We start from the raw sequence: 17322 nt of genomic DNA, 5'->3' as shown, positions 1-17322 counted from the left end.
CAATCGGGAAGAGGCTGATCCGCTGGGAACGGCCGAGTGGGGGCGGAAGCGGCCGTCAAACAGGGCTCTTGCCGCCTCACACCCCAGCCACCCCCCGCACATCCGCCAGCAGACGATAAACGGCCTCATTCTCCATCCGTGCCACATTGAAGCGCAGGCAATCGGCCGCGGTACCATTGGCGCTGAACAGATTGCCCGGCGCCAGGATCACGCCATGCGCCAGCGCGCCGCGCGCAACACGGGTGGCGTCCAGCCCCGCGGGCAGGCGGCACCAGACGAACGGGCCTGATGCCGGCTCCACCACCGGCGTCAGGCCCAGCCGTTTCAGCCGGTCCAGCACCCGCACGCGGCACTGGTCCAGCCGCGTGCGCATCTGCGCCACATGCCGCCGATAGCCGCTATCGGTCAGCACCGCATGGCAGATCCCGGCCGCCAGCCGCCCGGAGGCAATGCCGCTGGCCACGCGCAGATCCACCAGCCCCTCCACCCAGTCCGGCCGCACGGCGATATAGCCGCACCGGAAAGAGGCCGAGACGGTCTTGGAAAAACTGCCGATCCGCACCACCCGCTCCAGCCCGTCGAAGGTGGCCAGACGCGCGGCCGGCGCCGCCTCGAAATCGGCAAAGATATCGTCTTCCACCACGATGATGTCATGCGCCTCGGCCAGCCGCAGCACCCGATGCGCCACCACGGGGGAGAGGACGGCGCCAGTCGGATTATGAATGGCGGAATTGGTGATGTAGAGCCGCGGCCGGCCGGACTCCGCGACCCGCGCAAAGGCAGCAATATCCGGCCCATCGGCCAGATAAGGCACACCCACCACCCGCACCTGATGCGCCCGCAACAGCGCGAGGAAATTGAAATAGCACGGATCGTCCACCATCACCGTGTCCCCCGGCCGCAGCAGGAAACGACAGATCAGGTCCAGCGCGTGCGATCCGGAATCCGCCGTCAGGATCTGCGCGGGAGAAACCCCGACATCCTGCTCCGCCATCCGCCGCGCGACGAAGGCACGGATCGGCGCATGCCCCAGCGGCGTGTCATAATCGAACAGCGCATCCGGCGCTCCATCCCGCGCCACGGCCCGCAACGCCCGGCGCACCAACTCCTCCGGCATCCAAGCGGCGGGCAGCCAGCCGCATCCGGGCGACAGCGCAGCCGGGTCCTGCTCCAGCGACGCCCGCAGCATGCAGACCGGATCGACCATCCGCGCCGGCTCCGATGACGGCACATCCAGCGACAGCGGTGCCAGCGGGGCGGCCACATAAAAGCCCGCACCGGGGCGGGAACGGATAACCCCTTCGGCATGCAACCGGTCATAAGCCTCCACGACGGTGGATTTCGACACCCCCGCACCGTCCGTCATGGCACGGATCGAGGGCAGGCGGGCACCCGGCGTCAGCAACCGCCGCTCGATCCGGTGGCGCACCAGCCCCATCACCTGCGCCACCCGCGCGGGGGCGAGCGCCCCTCCGCCGCCTTCTGGGCGTGGTCGGTCGCCGGCGCGGCGCTGGTCTGCGGTTTTGCCGCGCGCCGGGGCGGGGCGGGGTCCTACGGCGCCGACCTGACGATGATCCTGTCCGTGATCGTCTGCGGGCTGGGCTATGCCGAGGGCGGTCGCCTGTCACGCACGCTGGGCGGCCTGCGCGTCATCTGCTGGGCGCTGGTGGTGGCACTGCCGGTGTCGGCGGCCGGCGCGGTGGCGACGGCGCCGGGCCAGTGGGGCGGTATCGCGCCCTCCGCATGGGCCGGGCTGGCCTATGTCACCCTGTTCTCGATGTTCCTGGGGTTCGTGTTCTGGTATCGCGGGCTGGCGCTGGGCGGCATCGCGGCGGTCGGGCAGTTGCAGCTTCTCCAGCCGTTCCTCGGCTTCTTCCTCGCCTTCCTGGTGCTGCACGAACCGGTCGGCGGCCAGCTCGTGCTGACCGCCATGGGGGTCGTGCTCTGCGTGGCGGGGGCGCGGCATTTCTCCCCCGCCCGCACGCCGGCCCGCTAGGGCCGGCACCCGCTTCTGCTTGACCTGCCTACAAAGGCGGCGTCGGAACGCTGGCCCCCACAAAGGGCCCGACGACGATCAACTGATTGGTCACCGACGTCACCCCCGGCGTGTTCTCCGCCGCCACCCGCGTGGCCGAGACCAGCCGCTCATCGGTCACGGCGCCGCTCAGGACAACCGCCCCATGATAGACCTCGACCTTCACGAGGTCCCGAATCCCCGCACCCAGTCCCCTTTCCAGCGCGGCCTCGACCGACTGCCGGATCACATCGTCATCGGTGGCCACGGGCGGCTCGGCGGCCAGCGGCAGCAGCGCGCGCAGCACATCGGCCCGCGCCAGAATACCGATCACCCTGCCATCCTGGAGCACCGGCAGGCGCCGGACGTGATGGACGGTCATCATGTCGATGGCGTCCGACAGGCGCGCATCCGGCTCGATGGTGACGGGCTGGTCGGTCATCACGTCGGCAACCTTGCGGCCATGGGTATGGACATATTCCTCCGCCCGGCTCCCGGGCGAGAGGAACAGGTCCTTCAGCCACGAATGCGCGCCGACCGTACCCAGCTCGTGCCGCCGCAACAGGTCGCCTTCGGTCACGATGCCGACCAGTTCCCCCTGCGCGGTGGTGACGGGCACCCCGCTGATCCTGCGCTCCAGCATCAGTTGGATCGCGTCGGAGATGCCCTGCGTCGGTTGGAGGCAGAACACCGGTGATGTCATGATGTCCCGGACTTTCATGGCGTACAGCCTTTGCTCTAGAGACTCACCGATGATGGGCACGCACCCCGGCCCCCGCAATCGCAGTCCGGATTTTGTGAAGAGTGCCCCGCGCCCACGGCAGGCGCGGGGGAAAAGGCTGGACGAAAATGCAGGTTCCGTGGAAGGTGCGGCCATGCGCGCCGGTGACGGGACGGGGAGAATGCAGGGGGTCATCTCGACAGCGACGGGACGGATGCTGGCCAGCCTGCTGCTGCTGGTCGGGCTGATGCTGCCCGCCACCCTGTCGCCCGCCACCTCCGCGTCGTTCCCCATGGCGGCCATGCCCTGCATGGACATGGGCTGCGACGCCACGGCCGCCCCCGTGCCCGACAGGCCCGTCTCCTGCCATGCCCCTGGCCGTCACCACGGCCACGCCGTCGATTCCTGCTGCCCACAGGGCGCATGCGCCGCCTGGCTCCCCACCCCGACCGCCCAGGCCCCATCCGCCCTGCACCGTGTCGCCTCGGTGCAACCCGTCCGCTCCGACCGCCGTGCCGGCCGCGTCCTTGCGCCCACCCTGCGTCCACCCAGACTCCGCGGCTGAGAACCTGTCCCTGAACGCCGCGGCGACCGGCCCACCAGGCCGCTCGCACGCGCCGGATCGCAGATCGTTCTTCCTGGCGGATGACCAAGACATGATTTCTCTTCCCCTCGCGCGGCAGCGGGCGCTGACGCGCCGCCGCTTCGTCATCGGTGCCGGCCTGGGCGGCACCGGCCTGTGCCGCGCGGGCGCTCTCGCGGCCCCGGCCACCCCTGCACCGCCCTCCTCGGGCATTCCCCCCGCCGCACCGGATACGCGCTTCGACCTCGCGATCGGCCCGGTCGGCGTCAACGTCACCGGCCGGCCGGCGCGCGCCATCGGCATCAACGGCACCACCCCGGCCCCGATCCTGCGCTGGCGGCAGGGCGACACGGTGGAACTGACGGTCACCAACCAGTTGCGCGAACCCAGTTCCATCCACTGGCACGGCATCCGTCTGCCGGCGGACATGGACGGCGTGCCCGGCCTAAGCTTCGCCGGCATTCCGCCGGGCGGCCGCTTCACCTACCGGTTCCGCCTGCATCAGAGCGGCACTTACTGGTATCACAGCCATTCCGGCTTCCAGGAACAGATCGGCCTCTACGGTGCGCTGATCGTCGACCCCAGGGCCGGCTACGCCCAACCGTTCGACCGCGAATACGTGATCGTCCTGTCGGACTGGACGGACGTGGACCCGGCCGACATCGTCTCGAACCTGAAGTTCCAGAGCGATTATTACAATTTCCGCCAGCGCACGGTCGGCACCTTCGTCCGTGACGCCGCACGGCAGGGGCTGGGCCCCACCATCGCCGACCGGCTGCGCTGGGGCGCGATGAACATGGCGCCGACCGATATTTCGGACGTGTCGGGTATCATCTATACCTATCTGATCAATGGCTGCGCCCCCGCCGCCAACTGGACCGGCCTGTTCCGCCCCGGCGAGCGCGTGCGCCTGCGCGTGATCAACGCGGCGTCGATGACGCTGTTCGACGTGCGGATTCCCGGCCTGACGATGCAGGTGGTGCAGGCCGACGGCAACGATGTCGAGCCGGTACCGGTCGACGAATTCCGCATCGCCCCGGCCGAGACCTACGACGTGATCGTCACCCCCTCCGGCCCCGGCCCCTACACGATCTTCGCCCAATCCGAAGACCGCACCGGCTACGCACGCGGCACGCTGGCCACCGCCCCCGGCCAGACCGGCCCGATCCCCCCCATGGACCCGCGCCCCCTGCGCACGATGGCCGACATGGGCATGGCTGGCATGGACACGCCCCATAGGGACATGCCCGGAATGGACATGACCGGCAAGGAACAGGGCGCCATGCCGCCCGGCATGAAGATGGACACCGCGCCCGCCCCAACGCCGTCCACACCACCCGCCCCACCGCTGGGCGTCGAAATGCAGAATATCGCCCAAATGCCCACCAGCCGGCTGGCGGAACCGGGCGCGGGGCTCGAGGGCAACGGCAGGCGCGTCCTCACCTACGCCGACCTGCGCGCCACCATCCCGGGCGCCGATCCGCGCCCCCCCTCGCGCGAGATTACCCTGCGCCTGACCGGCAACATGGAGCGCTTCATCTGGGGCTTCGACGGGCGGAAATTCTCCGAAGCCCCGCCGATCCGCCTGCGCGTGGGCGAGCGCGTGCGCTTCGTGCTGATCAACGACACGATGATGGAACACCCGATCCACCTGCACGGATTATGGAGCGAGCTGGAAAACGGCCACGGCGCCTTCCGCCCCTACAAGCACACGATCATCGTCAAGCCCGGCGAAAGGCTCAGCTACCTCGTCACCGCCGACGAGCCCGGCTTGTGGGCCTATCACTGCCACCTGCTCTATCACATGGAGGTCGGCATGTTCCGCACCGTGGTGGTGGCATGAGGGCGCGGCTCCCGGCCACCCTGGCCCTCATCCTCTGCACAGGCACCGCCCACGCGGCCGATGGCGGCACGACTGGCGGCATGGACGAAGCCCCCGTCGCCTATGTCGGCGGCATGCCGCCCGTCATGGACCACATGCTCTACAGCCACGCGCTGCTCGACGAGTTCGAAGCCCGCGCCAACAGCCATGGCGGCCAGTTCCGCTATGACGGCCAGGCCTGGTTCGGCACCGACTACGACAAGCTGTGGCTGAAATCCGAAGGCACGGTCGGCACAGACGGCCGCTTCGGCGACGGCGACCACGAAGTGCTGTACGACCGCGCCGTCTCCCGCTATTTCGACGTGCAGTCCGGCGTGCGGGTCGATATCGATGCCGGGCCGACCCGCGCCTGGGGCGCGGTGGGCGTCGAAGGGCTGGCGCTGTATTTCTTCCAGCTCGAAGCCACCGCCTATTTCAGCGATCGCGGCGCGGCGGCCCGGCTGCAGGGATCGTACGACCTGCTGCTGACCAACCGCCTGATCCTCCAGCCCCAGGTGGAAATGAACCTCTATTCCACCAACGACCGTGCCCGCGGCAACGGGCGCGGCCTGTCGGATCTCGATACCGGATTGCGCCTGCGCTACGAATGGCACCGCAAGATCGCCCCCTATCTGGGCGTGACCTACACCAGCAGCTTCGACCAGGCCGCCAGCATGGCCCGCGCGCGCGGGCAGCGGGTCCACGGCGTGAACGTCACCGCCGGAATCAGGCTATGGTTCTGACCCCGCCCGTGATCGCCCCGACGGTCTCAAAACCAGACAGAAGGAAAATCTCTCCGATGCGTCCATCCATCATCAGGACCGCCCTGCCGCTGGCCGCCCTGCTGGCCGGGCTCCACGCCGTTCAGGCAGCCGCGCAAGGCACCGCCGGCACAGCGCAGAGCATGTCCGGAATGTCCGGAATGTCCGGCATGGACATGTCCGGCATGGACCACGGGTCCATGAGCATGAAAGGACCGATGGAGAATATGCAGGGCATGCAGATGGCCGGCCCATCCCCCACACCAAACCGGACGCGGAACGCCGCCCCGCAGGGCGATTGCCGTGCCATGCCGGGCATGGCCATGCAGGGCGGCCGGTCCGGGGCAGGGTGCGCCACGCAGGGCGCGGCAGCCAACTCCGCTCCGCAGCCCATGCCCGAGGCCGTGCGCGAGCGTTGACGGGGCGGCGCTAACGCCCCACCCGCGCCAACCCGGCGCGCCTGCTCCGCGCGCCGGTCATCACCCTTGGGTCCCGATCAGCCAAACCGTTCGCCGACCATCTCCTCGCTCTCCGCCCACAGCGCCTCCGCGCGGGCCGGATCGACGGCATAGGCCCGCACCCCACCCTCGATCAGGCTGATCGGCCGGTCGTCGGGCACCACGGCGCTGACATGGCAATCCTCGCAATAATGTCCGCCCACGGCGTCGGCGTCCGCCACCACACCGGCCCAGGCCGAGGTCGCGGCCCCCTGCGGAATGGTCTTGAACCGGAAGGGCGGCTTGCCCTCGGCGGCGGCGCGCTCATTGATCTGCGCCACCATGGCCTCGATCTGCCCGGGGCTCATATGGCGGGCCAGCTCCGTGATGATCCCGCCGGGATGCACGGCCGTCGCCCGCACGCCCCGCGCCCGATGCCGCGCATCGAACGCGACCGCGAACAGGATGTTGGCGGTCTTGGACCGTCCATAGGCCAGGAACGGCTCATAGGCCGTCCGCTCGAAATTCGGATCGTCGAGGTCGATATCGGAAAACCGATGACCCGACGAGGCCAGAGTCACCAGCCGCGCCCCGTCATGCATCAGCCCGGCGATCCGGTTGACCAGCACGAAATGCCCCAGGTGATTGGTGCCGAACTGCGTCTCGAACCCATCCCTGGTATGGCCGAACGGCGTGGCCATCACGCCCGCATTGGCAATCACCAGGTCGAAGGGCAGGGCGCGCGCGTTCAGCGCGTCCGCACAGGCCCGCACGCTGGCCAGGTCCGCCAGGTCCAGTGCAACCAGCTCCAGCGCACCGCCGCCGCGTTCCGCATCCGCGCGCACCTGTGCGGTCGCCCGATGCGCCTTGTCCAGGTCGCGCGCCGCCCCCACCACTTGCGCGCCATGGGCCGCCAGCGCCCGCGCCGTCTCGACGCCGAGCCCGGCGGAAACACCCGTCACCAGCACGCGCCTGCCCGCAAGGGAAAGCCCGGAAAGAACATCCTCGGTCGTGGATGTCGCGCCAAAATCCTGTGCCATCATTGGCCTCCAGCGGGAAAGGGAGTTATGTGGAAGCATGCTCCGCTTATTGATATGCGGAGGATGACTCCGCTTAACAAGGGGCAGAGAGGTGGACGGGGAGAAAATATCGCGCCGCAAACCGCGCAGCGACGGCCAGCGCAACCGCCAGCACCTGCTGGACACGGCGAAAGCCGCCTTCCAGTCGGGCGAGACCGACATCGCGCTGGACGAAGTCGCACGCCGCGCCGGGGTCGGAATCGGCACGCTCTACCGCCATTTCGCCAACCGCGACGCCCTGATCGAGGCCGTCTATCGCAACGAGCTGGACCGCCTCGCCGCAGCCGCGACCCAGCTTGCGGGCACGCATCCGCCGGTCGAGGCCCTGCGCGCGTGGATGCTCCTGTTCGTGGACTATATCGCCGCCAAGCAGGTCATCGCCCCCGCCCTGAACGGTCTGGTCGGCGGCACGGGCGCGCTCTACGCGGCCTCGGCCGAGATCATCAAGGGCACGATCGACGGGCTGGTCTCCCGCGCGGTCCAGAACGGCGACATCCGCCCCGACCTCGACCCGCTGGATTTCCTCCGCGCCCTGGTCGGCGTCTCCAACGTCGCCGCCGCCCCAGGCTGGGAAGCCAGCGCCCGACGCCTGGTCGATATCCTCATCGCCGGATCACAGCCGCCAACCGCGTCCCGAAGCCGGACATGACAGTTCTATAGGCTGGTTTGCGGGGCCTCGGCCATGTCATCGCCGATGCCGGACAGCCGCTTCCGCCCTGTTTGTAAGAGCCTGTTTGGAAATGCGCGCTGGTGGCGATCCGACGCGCATTTCCAAACAGGCTCTGAGTCGTCGCGAATAGATTGCCAGTGCCGAAAAATTGAAATGACAAATGCTGCGTCATCGGTCAGATCGGGAAACCCAGTATGGTAGGATTGGTGATTTGTATCTTCCAATCCAGTAAGCATGTGAATTGCCGTTTTTAAGCGGTCAATGCTGAATTCAAGTGCCATTTTTGTTCTATTTTTGTTGAAATGCCCTGCCTTGTCAGTCGGCAGGGGTTGGCGTAACTGGGGTCCGAACCTTAAGCCGACTTGACCATGTCCGGTTTGCGGGGCCGCATTTCAGGCCCATACACCTCAATGACGTTGGGATTGCGATGAACGCCTATTCAGATTACCTGACCGAAATCAAGGACAGAGCAAATCAGGGGCTCGCTCCCAAGCCGATCGACGACGGCGCGCTCGTCCGTGACATCATCACGTTGATCGAGGACGCCGGTAACGAACACCGGGCAGATGCCCTCAAGTTCTTCATTTACAACACGCTGCCCGGCACCACGAGCGCCGCCGGCGTCAAGGCGGCGTTCCTGAAGAAGATCGTCCTGGGTGAGGCGGTCGTCCCGGAGATCACTCCCGCCTTCGCCCTCGAGCTGCTGTCGCACATGAAGGGCGGCCCCTCGATCGAGGTGCTGCTTGACATCGCCCTCGGCGATAACGGCCCGATCGCCGAGCAGGCGGGCGAGGTGCTGAAGACCCAGGTCTTCCTCTATGACGCCGACATGTTCCGGCTGCGCGACGCCTTCAAGGCGGGCAACGCCATCGCGAAGGACGTGCTCGAGAGCTATGCCAGGGCCGAATTCTTCACCAAGCTTCCGGATGTCGAGGACGAGATCAAGGTCGTGACCTTCGTCGCGGCCGAAGGCGATATCTCGACTGACCTCCTGTCGCCGGGCAACCAGGCGCATTCGCGCTCGGACCGCGAGCTGCACGGCAAATGCATGATTTCGCCGGAAGCCCAGCGGGAAATCGTCGCGCTGCAGAAGCAGCACCCCGGCAAGCGGGTGATGATGATCGCCGAAAAAGGCACGATGGGCGTCGGCTCGTCGCGCATGTCGGGCGTGAACAACGTGGCGCTCTGGACCGGCAAGCAGGCCAGCCCCTACGTTCCCTTTGTCAATTTCGCTCCTGTCGTCGCGGGTACCAACGGCATCTCGCCGATCTTCGCGACCACGGTCGACGTGACCGGCGGCATCGGCCTGAACCTTAAGAACTGGGTCAAGAAGGCCGGCGCGGACGGCAAGCCGATCCTCAATAACGACGGCAATCCCATCCTCGAGCAGAAATACTCGGTCGAGACCGGCACCGTCCTGAAGATCGACGTGAAGAACAAGCAGCTCCGCGACGAGACCGGCAACGAGCTGGTCGATGTCGCCGCCGCGTTCACGCCCCAGAAGATGGAGTTCATGAAGGCGGGCAGCTCCTACGCCATCGTCTTCGGCAAGAAGCTCCAGACATTCGCGGCCCAGGCACTGGGGATCGAAGCGACCCCCGTCTTCGCACCGAACAAGGAGATCACGGTCAAGGATCAGGGCCTGACCGCGGTCGAGAAGATCTTCAACCGCAACGCCGTCGGCGTGGCGCCGGGCAAGGTCCTGCATGCGGGGTCGGATGTCCGGGTGAAGGTGAATATCGTCGGCTCCCAGGACACGACCGGCCTGATGACGGCGCAGGAGCTTGAGGCGATGGCGGCCACCGTCATCTCGCCGCTCGTGGATGGCGCATACCAGTCGGGCTGCCACACGGCATCCGTCTGGGACAAGAAGGCCCAGGCGAACATCCCGAAGCTCATGAAATTCATGAACGATTTCGGCCTGATCACCGCGCGCGACCCCAAGGGCGTCTATCACGCGATGACGGACGTGATTCACAAGGTGCTGAACGACATCACCGTGGATGATTGGGCGATCATCATCGGCGGCGACAGCCATACCCGCATGTCCAAGGGCGTGGCCTTCGGCGCCGACTCCGGCACCGTGGCCCTGGCACTGGCCACGGGCGAGGCGACGATGCCGATCCCGCAATCGGTCAAGGTCACGTTCAAGGGCACGATGCAGCCGCACATGGACTTCCGTGACGTGGTGCACGCGACCCAGGCGCAGATGCTCAAGCAATGCGGCGACAACGTCTTCCAGGGCCGCGTCATCGAAGTGCATATCGGCACGCTGCTCGCCGACCAGGCCTTCACCTTCACCGACTGGACAGCCGAGATGAAGGCCAAGGCGGCGATCTGCATCTCGCAGGACGAGCCGCTGATCGAATCGCTGGAAATCGCCAAGTCGCGCATCCAGATCATGATCGACAAGGGCATGGAAAATGCCGCGGGCACGCTGAAGGGCCTGATCGCCAAGGCCGACAGGCGCATTGCCGAGATCCGCTCGGGCGAAAAGCCCGCGCTGGCGCCCGATGACAATGCGAAATATTTTGCCGAGGTCGTGGTCGATCTCGATCTGATCGACGAGCCGATGATCGCCGATCCCGACGTGAACAACCCCGACGTGTCCAAGCGCTACACCCACGACACGATCCGCCCGGTTTCGTACTATGGCGGTAACAAGAAGGTGGACCTTGGTTTCGTGGGCTCCTGCATGGTGCACAAGGGCGACATGAAAATCGTGGCCCAGATGCTCAAGAATCTGGAGAAGGCGCAGGGAAAGGTGGAGTTCAAGGCACCGCTGGTCGTCGCCGCCCCGACCTACAACATCATCGACGAACTGAAGACCGAAGGGGATTGGGAAATCCTCGAGCGCTATTCCGGCTTCGAATTCAACGACCTGCTGCCGAAGGCCACCGCGCGGACCGAATACGAGAACATCCTCTATCTGGAACGTCCGGGCTGCAACCTGTGCATGGGCAACCAGGAGAAGGCCGAAAAGGGCGATACCGTCCTGGCGACGTCGACCCGCCTGTTCCAGGGACGCGTCGTCGAGGATTCCGGCGAGAAGAAGGGTGAATCGCTTCTGGCCTCCACCCCGGTCGTGGTGTTGTCGGCGATCCTGGGCCGGATGCCGAGCAATGAGGAATACAAGGCTGCCGTCGAAGGGATCGATCTGACCACGTTCGCTCCGCCAAAGGCGACGCCGATCGATTCCTTGTCTGTCCATTACTGATACGAGGTATCTGGTCCCCGGGTCTGGCCGTTCGGCATCCGTGACGGAGTCCTGTCTGGCACGTTGCCACGCCTGATACGGATTTTCGGCTAACCCGGCCCCGTGCTGCGGCGCTCGCTTTCATCAGGGCCGCGTTCCCGATACTCGGAAACGCAACCCCGGGCGCGGCCCTCCGGGCCGCACCCGCGCACCAGCCCATATGTCCGGTCAGCCTCTAAAACGGGCCCTACGCCCAACGACGCGCGTTCGCGATCTCATGTTCGATCTGCCGGATCATCCGCTGCGGCACGTCATGATCGGTCGCGATCGCACGCCATCCGGCAAGCGACGCATCGACCTCCTCGATAATCGCATCCCGCCGCGCAGGCCTGATCCCGGCTATGTGCGCGACCCTGGCCATCGCCTCTTTCCCAGGCATGCGGCCCTCGCCGCCAACCGATATCGAATGCTCCCCCCCGGGCCCCTCCGAGAACGAGACATCATAGGCCGGGGCCAGCGACCATTCTCCCTCCGCGTTCATGAGGAACGCATGGTTGCGAACGTGATCATCCCGATTGAGCGCGCGTACATTGAACACCATGCGCCGAAAAACCTGCTCGACGGCATCCGCTCTCCCGCACAACAGCTTGGTGAGCCTGACCAGATCGATATAGTCGAGCATCCCATGCGCCATTCCGCTGTCGAGCAGCCCCGCGACGCTCGCCATATGCAGGCGCCCCGCACCCGGCCGGTCGAACCGCTCGGTCGCAAAAAAGCACTCCCGGACACCTTCCAGCGCAAACATCCCGCTGACGTCGATGCCGGCCCTCCGCATAAGGGCGCCATAGCCGATCTCCGCCTGAACGGCACCGACCGGATCGGACGAGCCGCGTCCCTTGATCAGCACCTGCCTCCACCCCTCGGAGACAGAAGCGCGATGATCCCGCAGCGTGCGCATGTCTTCATGGATCTGCGCCATGAATTTGGGCCGCGCCCCCTGGCTGCCACCCGAAATGATGCGCAACCGGGAGAGGTCCGCCGCCGAGGCACCATCCTCGACATGCGGAATGATCTCCTCGAACCAGCCCAGATCGATGACCCCGATCGGCTGACCGCCGGTCTCGGGCATATATGTCAGGGCGCCGGCACCATGGCGGCCGATCATGGCCAGCCTTTCCAGGTCCCCGATCTCCGCGCGACTGATGCCGCGTGCCGCGATTTCCCGATCCAGCAGCAGCCGGCCCCACCCATCCGGCAGGCTGTCTTCGAACAGCGCGGGCAGGCGCGCGCCACGCCCCGCATTCGGCCGCAGCAAGCCATCATAGGCAATCCTGGCGACCGGCGAGACGGGCAGGGGGCTCGCCGCAAAGCCCGCATCCCATTCAAAAGCCGCACTCCGACGGGCCTCGTCCCGACCAAGCGTTCCCACCCGGCGCGGTTCGGCGCCACAGCCGAAGTCCAGATGCACCGAAAGCCGCCGTATCATCCTTTTTTCCGCCCGGCTGCGCGACGGCGCCGCCGGGCAGAAGCGTCCAATTCATCCAGCGATTTCGCTTCGGGCAGCGGAAAAAGCGTGGAAAACCCGTCGAGCGCCTCAAGCGCTTCCGCGATGGCCAGAACCGTTGACAGGCTCGCCGGTCCGCCGCCCTCAAACCGCCGAAGCGTCGCGATCGCCACACCAGACCGCCGGGCGAGTTCGTCCTGCGTCAGATTCCTTGCCAGCCGCCGCGCCCGGGCGGACGCCGCAATCTCATCCTGCACTTCCGCAGCCGTCCTGGGTAAGCTGAAATAGCTCATATTTGATCTCTTGAGACCCTATCCACCGCATAATCGCTCATATCTGATGTATGAACCCACCATGCCGTGATCAAGTGCATACAGCGATCGAATATGATCTCTGAGAGCCTGACCGCAAATGCGGGCTGGCGGCGATCCAGCACGCGTTGCCTGCGCTTCGGTGCTCACTTCCATCAAGGCCGCTCCGCTCCGATGCTCGGAAACACACGACGGGCGCGACCTGTTCCGGGCCACTCTCGCTCACCAGCACGCATTTCCAAACAGGCTCTGACGTAACCCGGCGCCGTCACGGGCGGAGGGAAAGAACCAGACCGTTCATCCCGCAACTTTCGGGAGAAGGGACATGGTACCGTTATCTATCGAGTCGCCCGAAAGAAAGGACGATCAACGTCCTTTCAGCATGATTGTTATCTTCTCTTTCAGTTGCGGCAAATCAGTTTGAACGGTGTTCCAGACGATATCGAAGTCTGTATTGAAATATCCGTGGGTTATTCGGTTTCGGATACCGCGCATGCTCTTCAACGGAATGCCATCATCCACGAAATCCGGGAAGTCGCGCAGAATTTTGGCAGAAGTTTCCCCGATGATGATAAAGGCCAGAACCGTGGCATCCTTGACCAGCGCATTGGCCAGGAACTGTTCCCGCGTCATCCCGGCGGTATAGGCAAGCGCCTTGTCGGCACCTTCCAGAATTTGCCCGAGCAGTTCGCTGATATCCTTCCGCATCACAGGGCGACGCAATCGGACAGGATGCGCGCCCGAAGGGAAGATTTGATGTCGCCCGGCGTCAACAGGTCAACCTGTAAGCCCAGCACATCCTGCAACTGCTCCTGCAAGCCGCCAAGGTCGAACAGCGTCACATCCGGCGTCACGTCCACCAGGATATCCACGTCACTATCGGGCCGGTCGTCCCCGTGCGCCACCGAGCCGAACAGGCGCGGATTTCGGGCGAAACGGGTGGCCAGAATCATGTCCCGGATGATGTCCCGCTTGCTGGCCAATATTTCGGACGGCTTCATCGGTCAGATCCCCAAAGACCCCTCATGGGCTGGAACTATGGCACAAATCCACAGGACGGGCATCCGTCAGGTGGCATCCGGCTCCATCGGAGCCATGGCGATTCCTCCCCCCAATAGCGGGCAGAAATTTACGGGCGCCGCAGAATGCCAGCGGGCAGGCTGGCACCACTCACCCTGAAAAGTCCGCTGGCATTTAATAGACGATCGGTCTAGTAAATCCGTCATGAATGCCGCTTCACCTCCCCGCCGGCGCGGCCGCCCCCCGCGCGCGCCAGACGGCCCCGCGCAAACGCGCGAACAGCTCATCCGCGCCGGCGTCGCTGCGTTGACCGAGCAAGGGTTCACGGCCACCGGCCTGGACGGGCTCCTCCGCGCCGCCGGCGTGCCAAAAGGCTCGTTCTATCATTATTTCGACAGCAAGGAGGCCTTCGGCCTGGCGCTGATCGACAGCTACGCCGCCTATTTCACGGCCAGGCTGGACCGCTGGCTGGGCCAGGCGCAGGTCCCGCCGCTGGAGCGCGTGCGCCATTTCGTGGCCGATGCGGCGGCCGGCATGGCCCGGCACGATTTCCGGCGCGGCTGCCTGATCGGCAATCTGGGTCAGGAACTGGCGGTGCTGCCCGAGACTTATCGCCAGGCGCTGGCCACGGTGCTGGCGTCGTGGGAGGCAAGGCTGGCCGCCTGCCTGGCCGAACAGTATGGCGACCCGGCCGCGCGGCACTACGCGGCCTTCTTCTGGACCGGGTGGGAAGGTGCGGTGCTGCGCGCCCGGCTGGAACGCTCGGCCCGGCCGCTGGACCTGTTCCTGGACGGGTTCACCGCCCTGGTGCGCCTTTAGCAGAATGGGAGATCAGACAATGTTCGACGCGGTGATGATCGAGAAATCCGAAGACGGGGCACAGACGGTCCATGTCCGCTCGGTCGAGGACGCCCGCCTGCCCGATGGCGACGTGACGGTGCGCGTCGAATGGTCGACGCTCAATTACAAGGATGCCCTGGCCATCACCGGGCGCGGGCCCATCGTGCGGCAATTCCCCATGGTGCCCGGCATCGATTTCGCGGGCGTGGTCGAACTCTCGGCCCGCGCCGACATCCCGCCCGGCACCCGGGTGGTGCTGAACGGCTGGGGTGTGGGCGAACGCTGGTGGGGCGGGCTGGCCGGCCGGGCACGGGTCAAGGGCGACTGGCTGGTGCAACTGCCCGAGGCCTTCACCACGCGGCAGGCCATGGCGATCGGCACCGCCGGCTATACCGCCATGCTGTGCGTGATGGCGCTGGAACGGCAGGGCCTGACGCCGGAGCGCGGCCCGGTGCTGGTCACCGGCGCCTCGGGCGGGGTGGGCAGCGTCGCGGTCATGCTGCTGGCCCGGCTGGGCTACCACGTCGCCGCCGTCACCGGCCGGCCGGAGGAAGAGGATTACCTGCGCGCGCTGGGCGCCGCCGAGATCCTGCCGCGCAGCGGGTTCTCCACCCCCGGCCGGCCGCTGGAAAAGGCGCACTGGGCCGGGGCGGTCGATGTCGCGGGCGGCGTGGTGCTGGCCAATGTCTGCGCCGCGATGCTGCCCAACGGGGCGGTCACCGCCTGCGGGCTGGCGGCGGACATGGCGTTCCCGGCCACGGTGGCCCCGTTCATCCTGCGCGGGGTGACGCTGGTGGGCATCGACAGCGTGATGTGCCCCCGGCCCCAGAGGATCGAGGCCTGGCGGCGCCTGGCCGAACTCACCGACCCCACGCGCCTGGAATCGATGGTCACCGAAATCGCGCTGGCCGACGTGCCGCAAGCGGCGGCCGCCCTGCTGGACGGCAGGATGCGCGGGCGCATCGTCGTCCGCATCCCCTGAACAATCCTTGCAGACGCGCGTCCCGTCGCAAGGGGCCGCGCGTTCAAGGCAAGGAGATTACTCCGGCGCGCCATCCAGATGCGAGTGGTAGCGGGGCCCCGCGAACGTGGCCAGCAGGGCGATCGCGCAGCCCGCGCCCCCCACCACGATCATCAGCGCCGGGGCCAGGTCGCCCCCCAGGCCCAGCGCGATCCGGTGCTGGATCAGCCCGGTACTGGCCGCGATCAGATTGCCGCACTGATACGCCACGCCGGGAAAGGTGGCCCGCACGTCGGCGGGCGAGAGTTCGTTCAGATAGGCCGGCACCACCCCCCAGGCCCCCTGGATGCAGAACTGGATCAGCACCGCGCCAAGGGCGATCCAGACCGGCGCGGTGGAAAGCGCCCATAGCGGCAGCAGCGGCAGGGCCAGCGCCGCGGCCAGCGCAATGGCGCGCGCGCGCCCGATCCGCTCCGACAGCGCGCCGAAGTACAGCCCGCCCGCAATGGCGGCCAGATTGTACAGCACCACGATCACGGTAATGGTCGGGTGCGGCAGGTGCCGCTGCAACGCCAGGAAGATCTTCGGAAACAGGTCCTGCGACCCGTGGCTGAAGAAATTGAATGCCGCCATCAGGCACACCGCATATACCACCAGCCCGCGATAGCGCCGCAGGACCGACAGCATGGACGGCTTGGCGGCGCGGGGCATGCCCGCCATCCGCTGCTGGCTGGCCAGCCAGACAGGGCTTTCCTTGACGTACAGCGCGACATAGATGACCGAAAGCCCGGTCGAGGCCCCCAGCACGAACAGCCCCTGCCACCCCAGCGCCGGCAGCAGCAGGAACATCAGCGACGCCAGCAGGTATCCCGCCGGATAACCCGCCTGCAACAGGCCCGACGCCGTGCCGCGCCAGTGCGGCGGCACCGTCTCCATGGTCAGCGACGTGCCGACCCCCCATTCCCCGCCCAGCGCCACGCCGAACAGCAGCCGCAGCGCCAGGAAGATCGTCAGGTTGGGCGCGAAGGCCGACAGCAGCTCGATGGTGGAATAGGTCACGATCGTCGCCATCAGGATCGGGCGGCGCCCATACCGGTCGGCGGCCCGGCCGAACAGATAGGCCCCGACCGGCCGGCTGATCAGCGTCAGCGTCGGCGCCAGCAGGATCGCCTCCAGCGAGGTGCCGAAACTGTGGGCCACATTGTCCAGCGTGAACAGCACGATGAAGAAATCGCAGGCATCGAGCGTCCAGCCCAGGAAGCACGCGGCGATGATGTGCCGGGCATCGCTCAGGCTGCGGATCGGAGGTGCAGCGCCGGTCGGGGGCAGGGAGGTCATGATCGGGGCGGGTCCTTGATTGCTTT

At 66.6% G+C, this 17322-nt stretch carries 18 protein-coding genes; 9 read left to right on the top strand and 9 right to left on the bottom strand.

Annotation, left to right across the window (positions count from 1 at the left end; all coding sequences use genetic code 11):
* Window positions 1-76: 76 nt before the first annotated feature.
* Window positions 77-1438 (bottom strand): aminotransferase-like domain-containing protein, encoded by a 1362-nt coding sequence (locus tag HLH36_RS00405; protein WP_182984559.1) that lies wholly within the window; start codon window positions 1436-1438, stop codon window positions 77-79.
* On the opposite strand from HLH36_RS00405, the gene HLH36_RS00400 reads away from it, so the two are divergent.
* On the top strand, window positions 1421-1996 hold the full coding sequence (locus HLH36_RS00400; protein WP_338030359.1) for a DMT family transporter: 576 nt from the start codon (window positions 1421-1423) through the stop codon (window positions 1994-1996). The genes HLH36_RS00405 and HLH36_RS00400 overlap by 18 nt on opposite strands.
* A 28-nt stretch (window positions 1997-2024) precedes the next feature.
* On the opposite strand, the gene HLH36_RS00395 is transcribed toward HLH36_RS00400, so the two are convergent.
* On the bottom strand, window positions 2025-2735 hold the full coding sequence (locus tag HLH36_RS00395) for a CBS domain-containing protein (protein ID WP_182984558.1): 711 nt from the start codon (window positions 2733-2735) through the stop codon (window positions 2025-2027).
* A 181-nt stretch (window positions 2736-2916) separates the two neighbouring features.
* Between HLH36_RS00395 and HLH36_RS00390 the strand changes: the two genes are divergently transcribed.
* The 4 genes from HLH36_RS00390 (at window position 2917) to HLH36_RS00375 (ending at window position 6359) form a co-directional block, all read left to right on the top strand.
* Window positions 2917-3300, top strand: a complete 384-nt coding sequence (locus HLH36_RS00390) for a hypothetical protein (RefSeq protein ID WP_182984557.1) — start codon at window positions 2917-2919, stop codon at window positions 3298-3300.
* Window positions 3301-3391: 91 nt separating this feature from the next.
* The gene (locus HLH36_RS00385; protein WP_182984556.1) at window positions 3392-5161 is read left to right on the top strand and encodes a copper resistance system multicopper oxidase; all 1770 of its coding nucleotides are present in this window, start codon (window positions 3392-3394) and stop codon (window positions 5159-5161) included.
* The gene (locus HLH36_RS00380; protein WP_182984555.1) at window positions 5158-5922 is read left to right on the top strand and encodes a copper resistance protein B; all 765 of its coding nucleotides are present in this window, start codon (window positions 5158-5160) and stop codon (window positions 5920-5922) included. Before HLH36_RS00385 ends, HLH36_RS00380 begins: the two co-directional genes overlap by 4 nt.
* 56 nt (window positions 5923-5978) lie before the next feature.
* Window positions 5979-6359: a hypothetical protein gene (locus HLH36_RS00375; RefSeq protein WP_182984554.1), complete on the top strand. Its 381-nt coding sequence runs from the start codon at window positions 5979-5981 to the stop codon at window positions 6357-6359.
* A gap of 77 nt (window positions 6360-6436) precedes the next feature.
* Here HLH36_RS00375 and HLH36_RS00370 read toward each other — a convergent pair whose 3' ends face one another.
* Window positions 6437-7417 carry an SDR family NAD(P)-dependent oxidoreductase gene (locus tag HLH36_RS00370; protein WP_182984911.1) on the bottom strand — a complete coding sequence of 327 codons (981 nt, stop codon included), beginning with the start codon at window positions 7415-7417 and terminating at the stop codon, window positions 6437-6439.
* A gap of 91 nt (window positions 7418-7508) precedes the next feature.
* Here HLH36_RS00370 and HLH36_RS00365 point away from each other — a divergent pair, with 91 nt between their 5' ends.
* Window positions 7509-8105, top strand: a complete 597-nt coding sequence (locus HLH36_RS00365; RefSeq protein WP_182984553.1) for an SbtR family transcriptional regulator — start codon at window positions 7509-7511, stop codon at window positions 8103-8105.
* A gap of 5 nt (window positions 8106-8110) precedes the next feature.
* Here the strand turns inward: HLH36_RS00365 and HLH36_RS00360 are convergent, their stop codons facing one another.
* Entirely contained in the window at window positions 8111-8407 is a 297-nt protein-coding gene (locus tag HLH36_RS00360; RefSeq protein WP_182984552.1) for a hypothetical protein, read from the bottom strand.
* Window positions 8408-8553: 146 nt separating this feature from the next.
* Here HLH36_RS00360 and HLH36_RS00355 point away from each other — a divergent pair, with 146 nt between their 5' ends.
* Complete coding sequence (locus HLH36_RS00355) at window positions 8554-11343, top strand: bifunctional aconitate hydratase 2/2-methylisocitrate dehydratase (RefSeq protein WP_182984551.1); 2790 nt, start codon at window positions 8554-8556, stop codon at window positions 11341-11343.
* 226 nt (window positions 11344-11569) lie between these two features.
* On the opposite strand, the gene HLH36_RS00350 is transcribed toward HLH36_RS00355, so the two are convergent.
* The 4 genes from HLH36_RS00350 to HLH36_RS00335 all read right to left on the bottom strand — a co-directional run bounded on the left by HLH36_RS00350 (window position 11570) and on the right by HLH36_RS00335 (window position 14138).
* Window positions 11570-12808 (bottom strand): type II toxin-antitoxin system HipA family toxin, encoded by a 1239-nt coding sequence (locus HLH36_RS00350; RefSeq protein WP_182984550.1) that lies wholly within the window; start codon window positions 12806-12808, stop codon window positions 11570-11572.
* On the bottom strand, window positions 12805-13119 hold the full coding sequence (locus HLH36_RS00345) for a helix-turn-helix domain-containing protein (protein WP_182984549.1): 315 nt from the start codon (window positions 13117-13119) through the stop codon (window positions 12805-12807). Before HLH36_RS00345 ends, HLH36_RS00350 begins: the two co-directional genes overlap by 4 nt.
* Before the next feature lie 384 nt (window positions 13120-13503).
* A complete protein-coding gene (locus tag HLH36_RS00340; protein ID WP_182978299.1) occupies window positions 13504-13845 on the bottom strand; it encodes a HepT-like ribonuclease domain-containing protein in 342 nt (113 codons plus the stop codon).
* Window positions 13845-14138, bottom strand: coding sequence for a nucleotidyltransferase family protein (locus HLH36_RS00335; RefSeq protein ID WP_182978300.1), 294 nt, complete (start codon window positions 14136-14138; stop codon window positions 13845-13847). The genes HLH36_RS00340 and HLH36_RS00335 overlap by 1 nt, the downstream gene beginning before the upstream one ends.
* Before the next feature lie 223 nt (window positions 14139-14361).
* Between HLH36_RS00335 and acuR the strand changes: the two genes are divergently transcribed.
* Both acuR and acuI read left to right on the top strand, forming a co-directional pair.
* Window positions 14362-14976 (top strand): acrylate utilization transcriptional regulator AcuR, encoded by a 615-nt coding sequence (gene acuR, locus HLH36_RS00330; RefSeq protein ID WP_182984548.1) that lies wholly within the window; start codon window positions 14362-14364, stop codon window positions 14974-14976.
* A gap of 19 nt (window positions 14977-14995) precedes the next feature.
* Window positions 14996-15979 (top strand): acrylyl-CoA reductase (NADPH), encoded by a 984-nt coding sequence (acuI, locus tag HLH36_RS00325; RefSeq protein ID WP_182968086.1) that lies wholly within the window; start codon window positions 14996-14998, stop codon window positions 15977-15979.
* 57 nt (window positions 15980-16036) lie between these two features.
* On the opposite strand, the gene HLH36_RS00320 is transcribed toward acuI, so the two are convergent.
* Entirely contained in the window at window positions 16037-17296 is a 1260-nt protein-coding gene (locus HLH36_RS00320; RefSeq protein ID WP_182984547.1) for an MFS transporter, read from the bottom strand.
* Window positions 17297-17322: the final 26 nt, after the last annotated feature.

Source organism: Gluconacetobacter aggeris (assembly GCF_014174395.1).
GTDB classification, from domain to species: domain Bacteria; phylum Pseudomonadota; class Alphaproteobacteria; order Acetobacterales; family Acetobacteraceae; genus Gluconacetobacter; species Gluconacetobacter aggeris.
The sequence above is the reverse complement of the archived record's forward strand: the minus strand, read 5'-3'. Positions and strand labels throughout refer to the sequence as shown.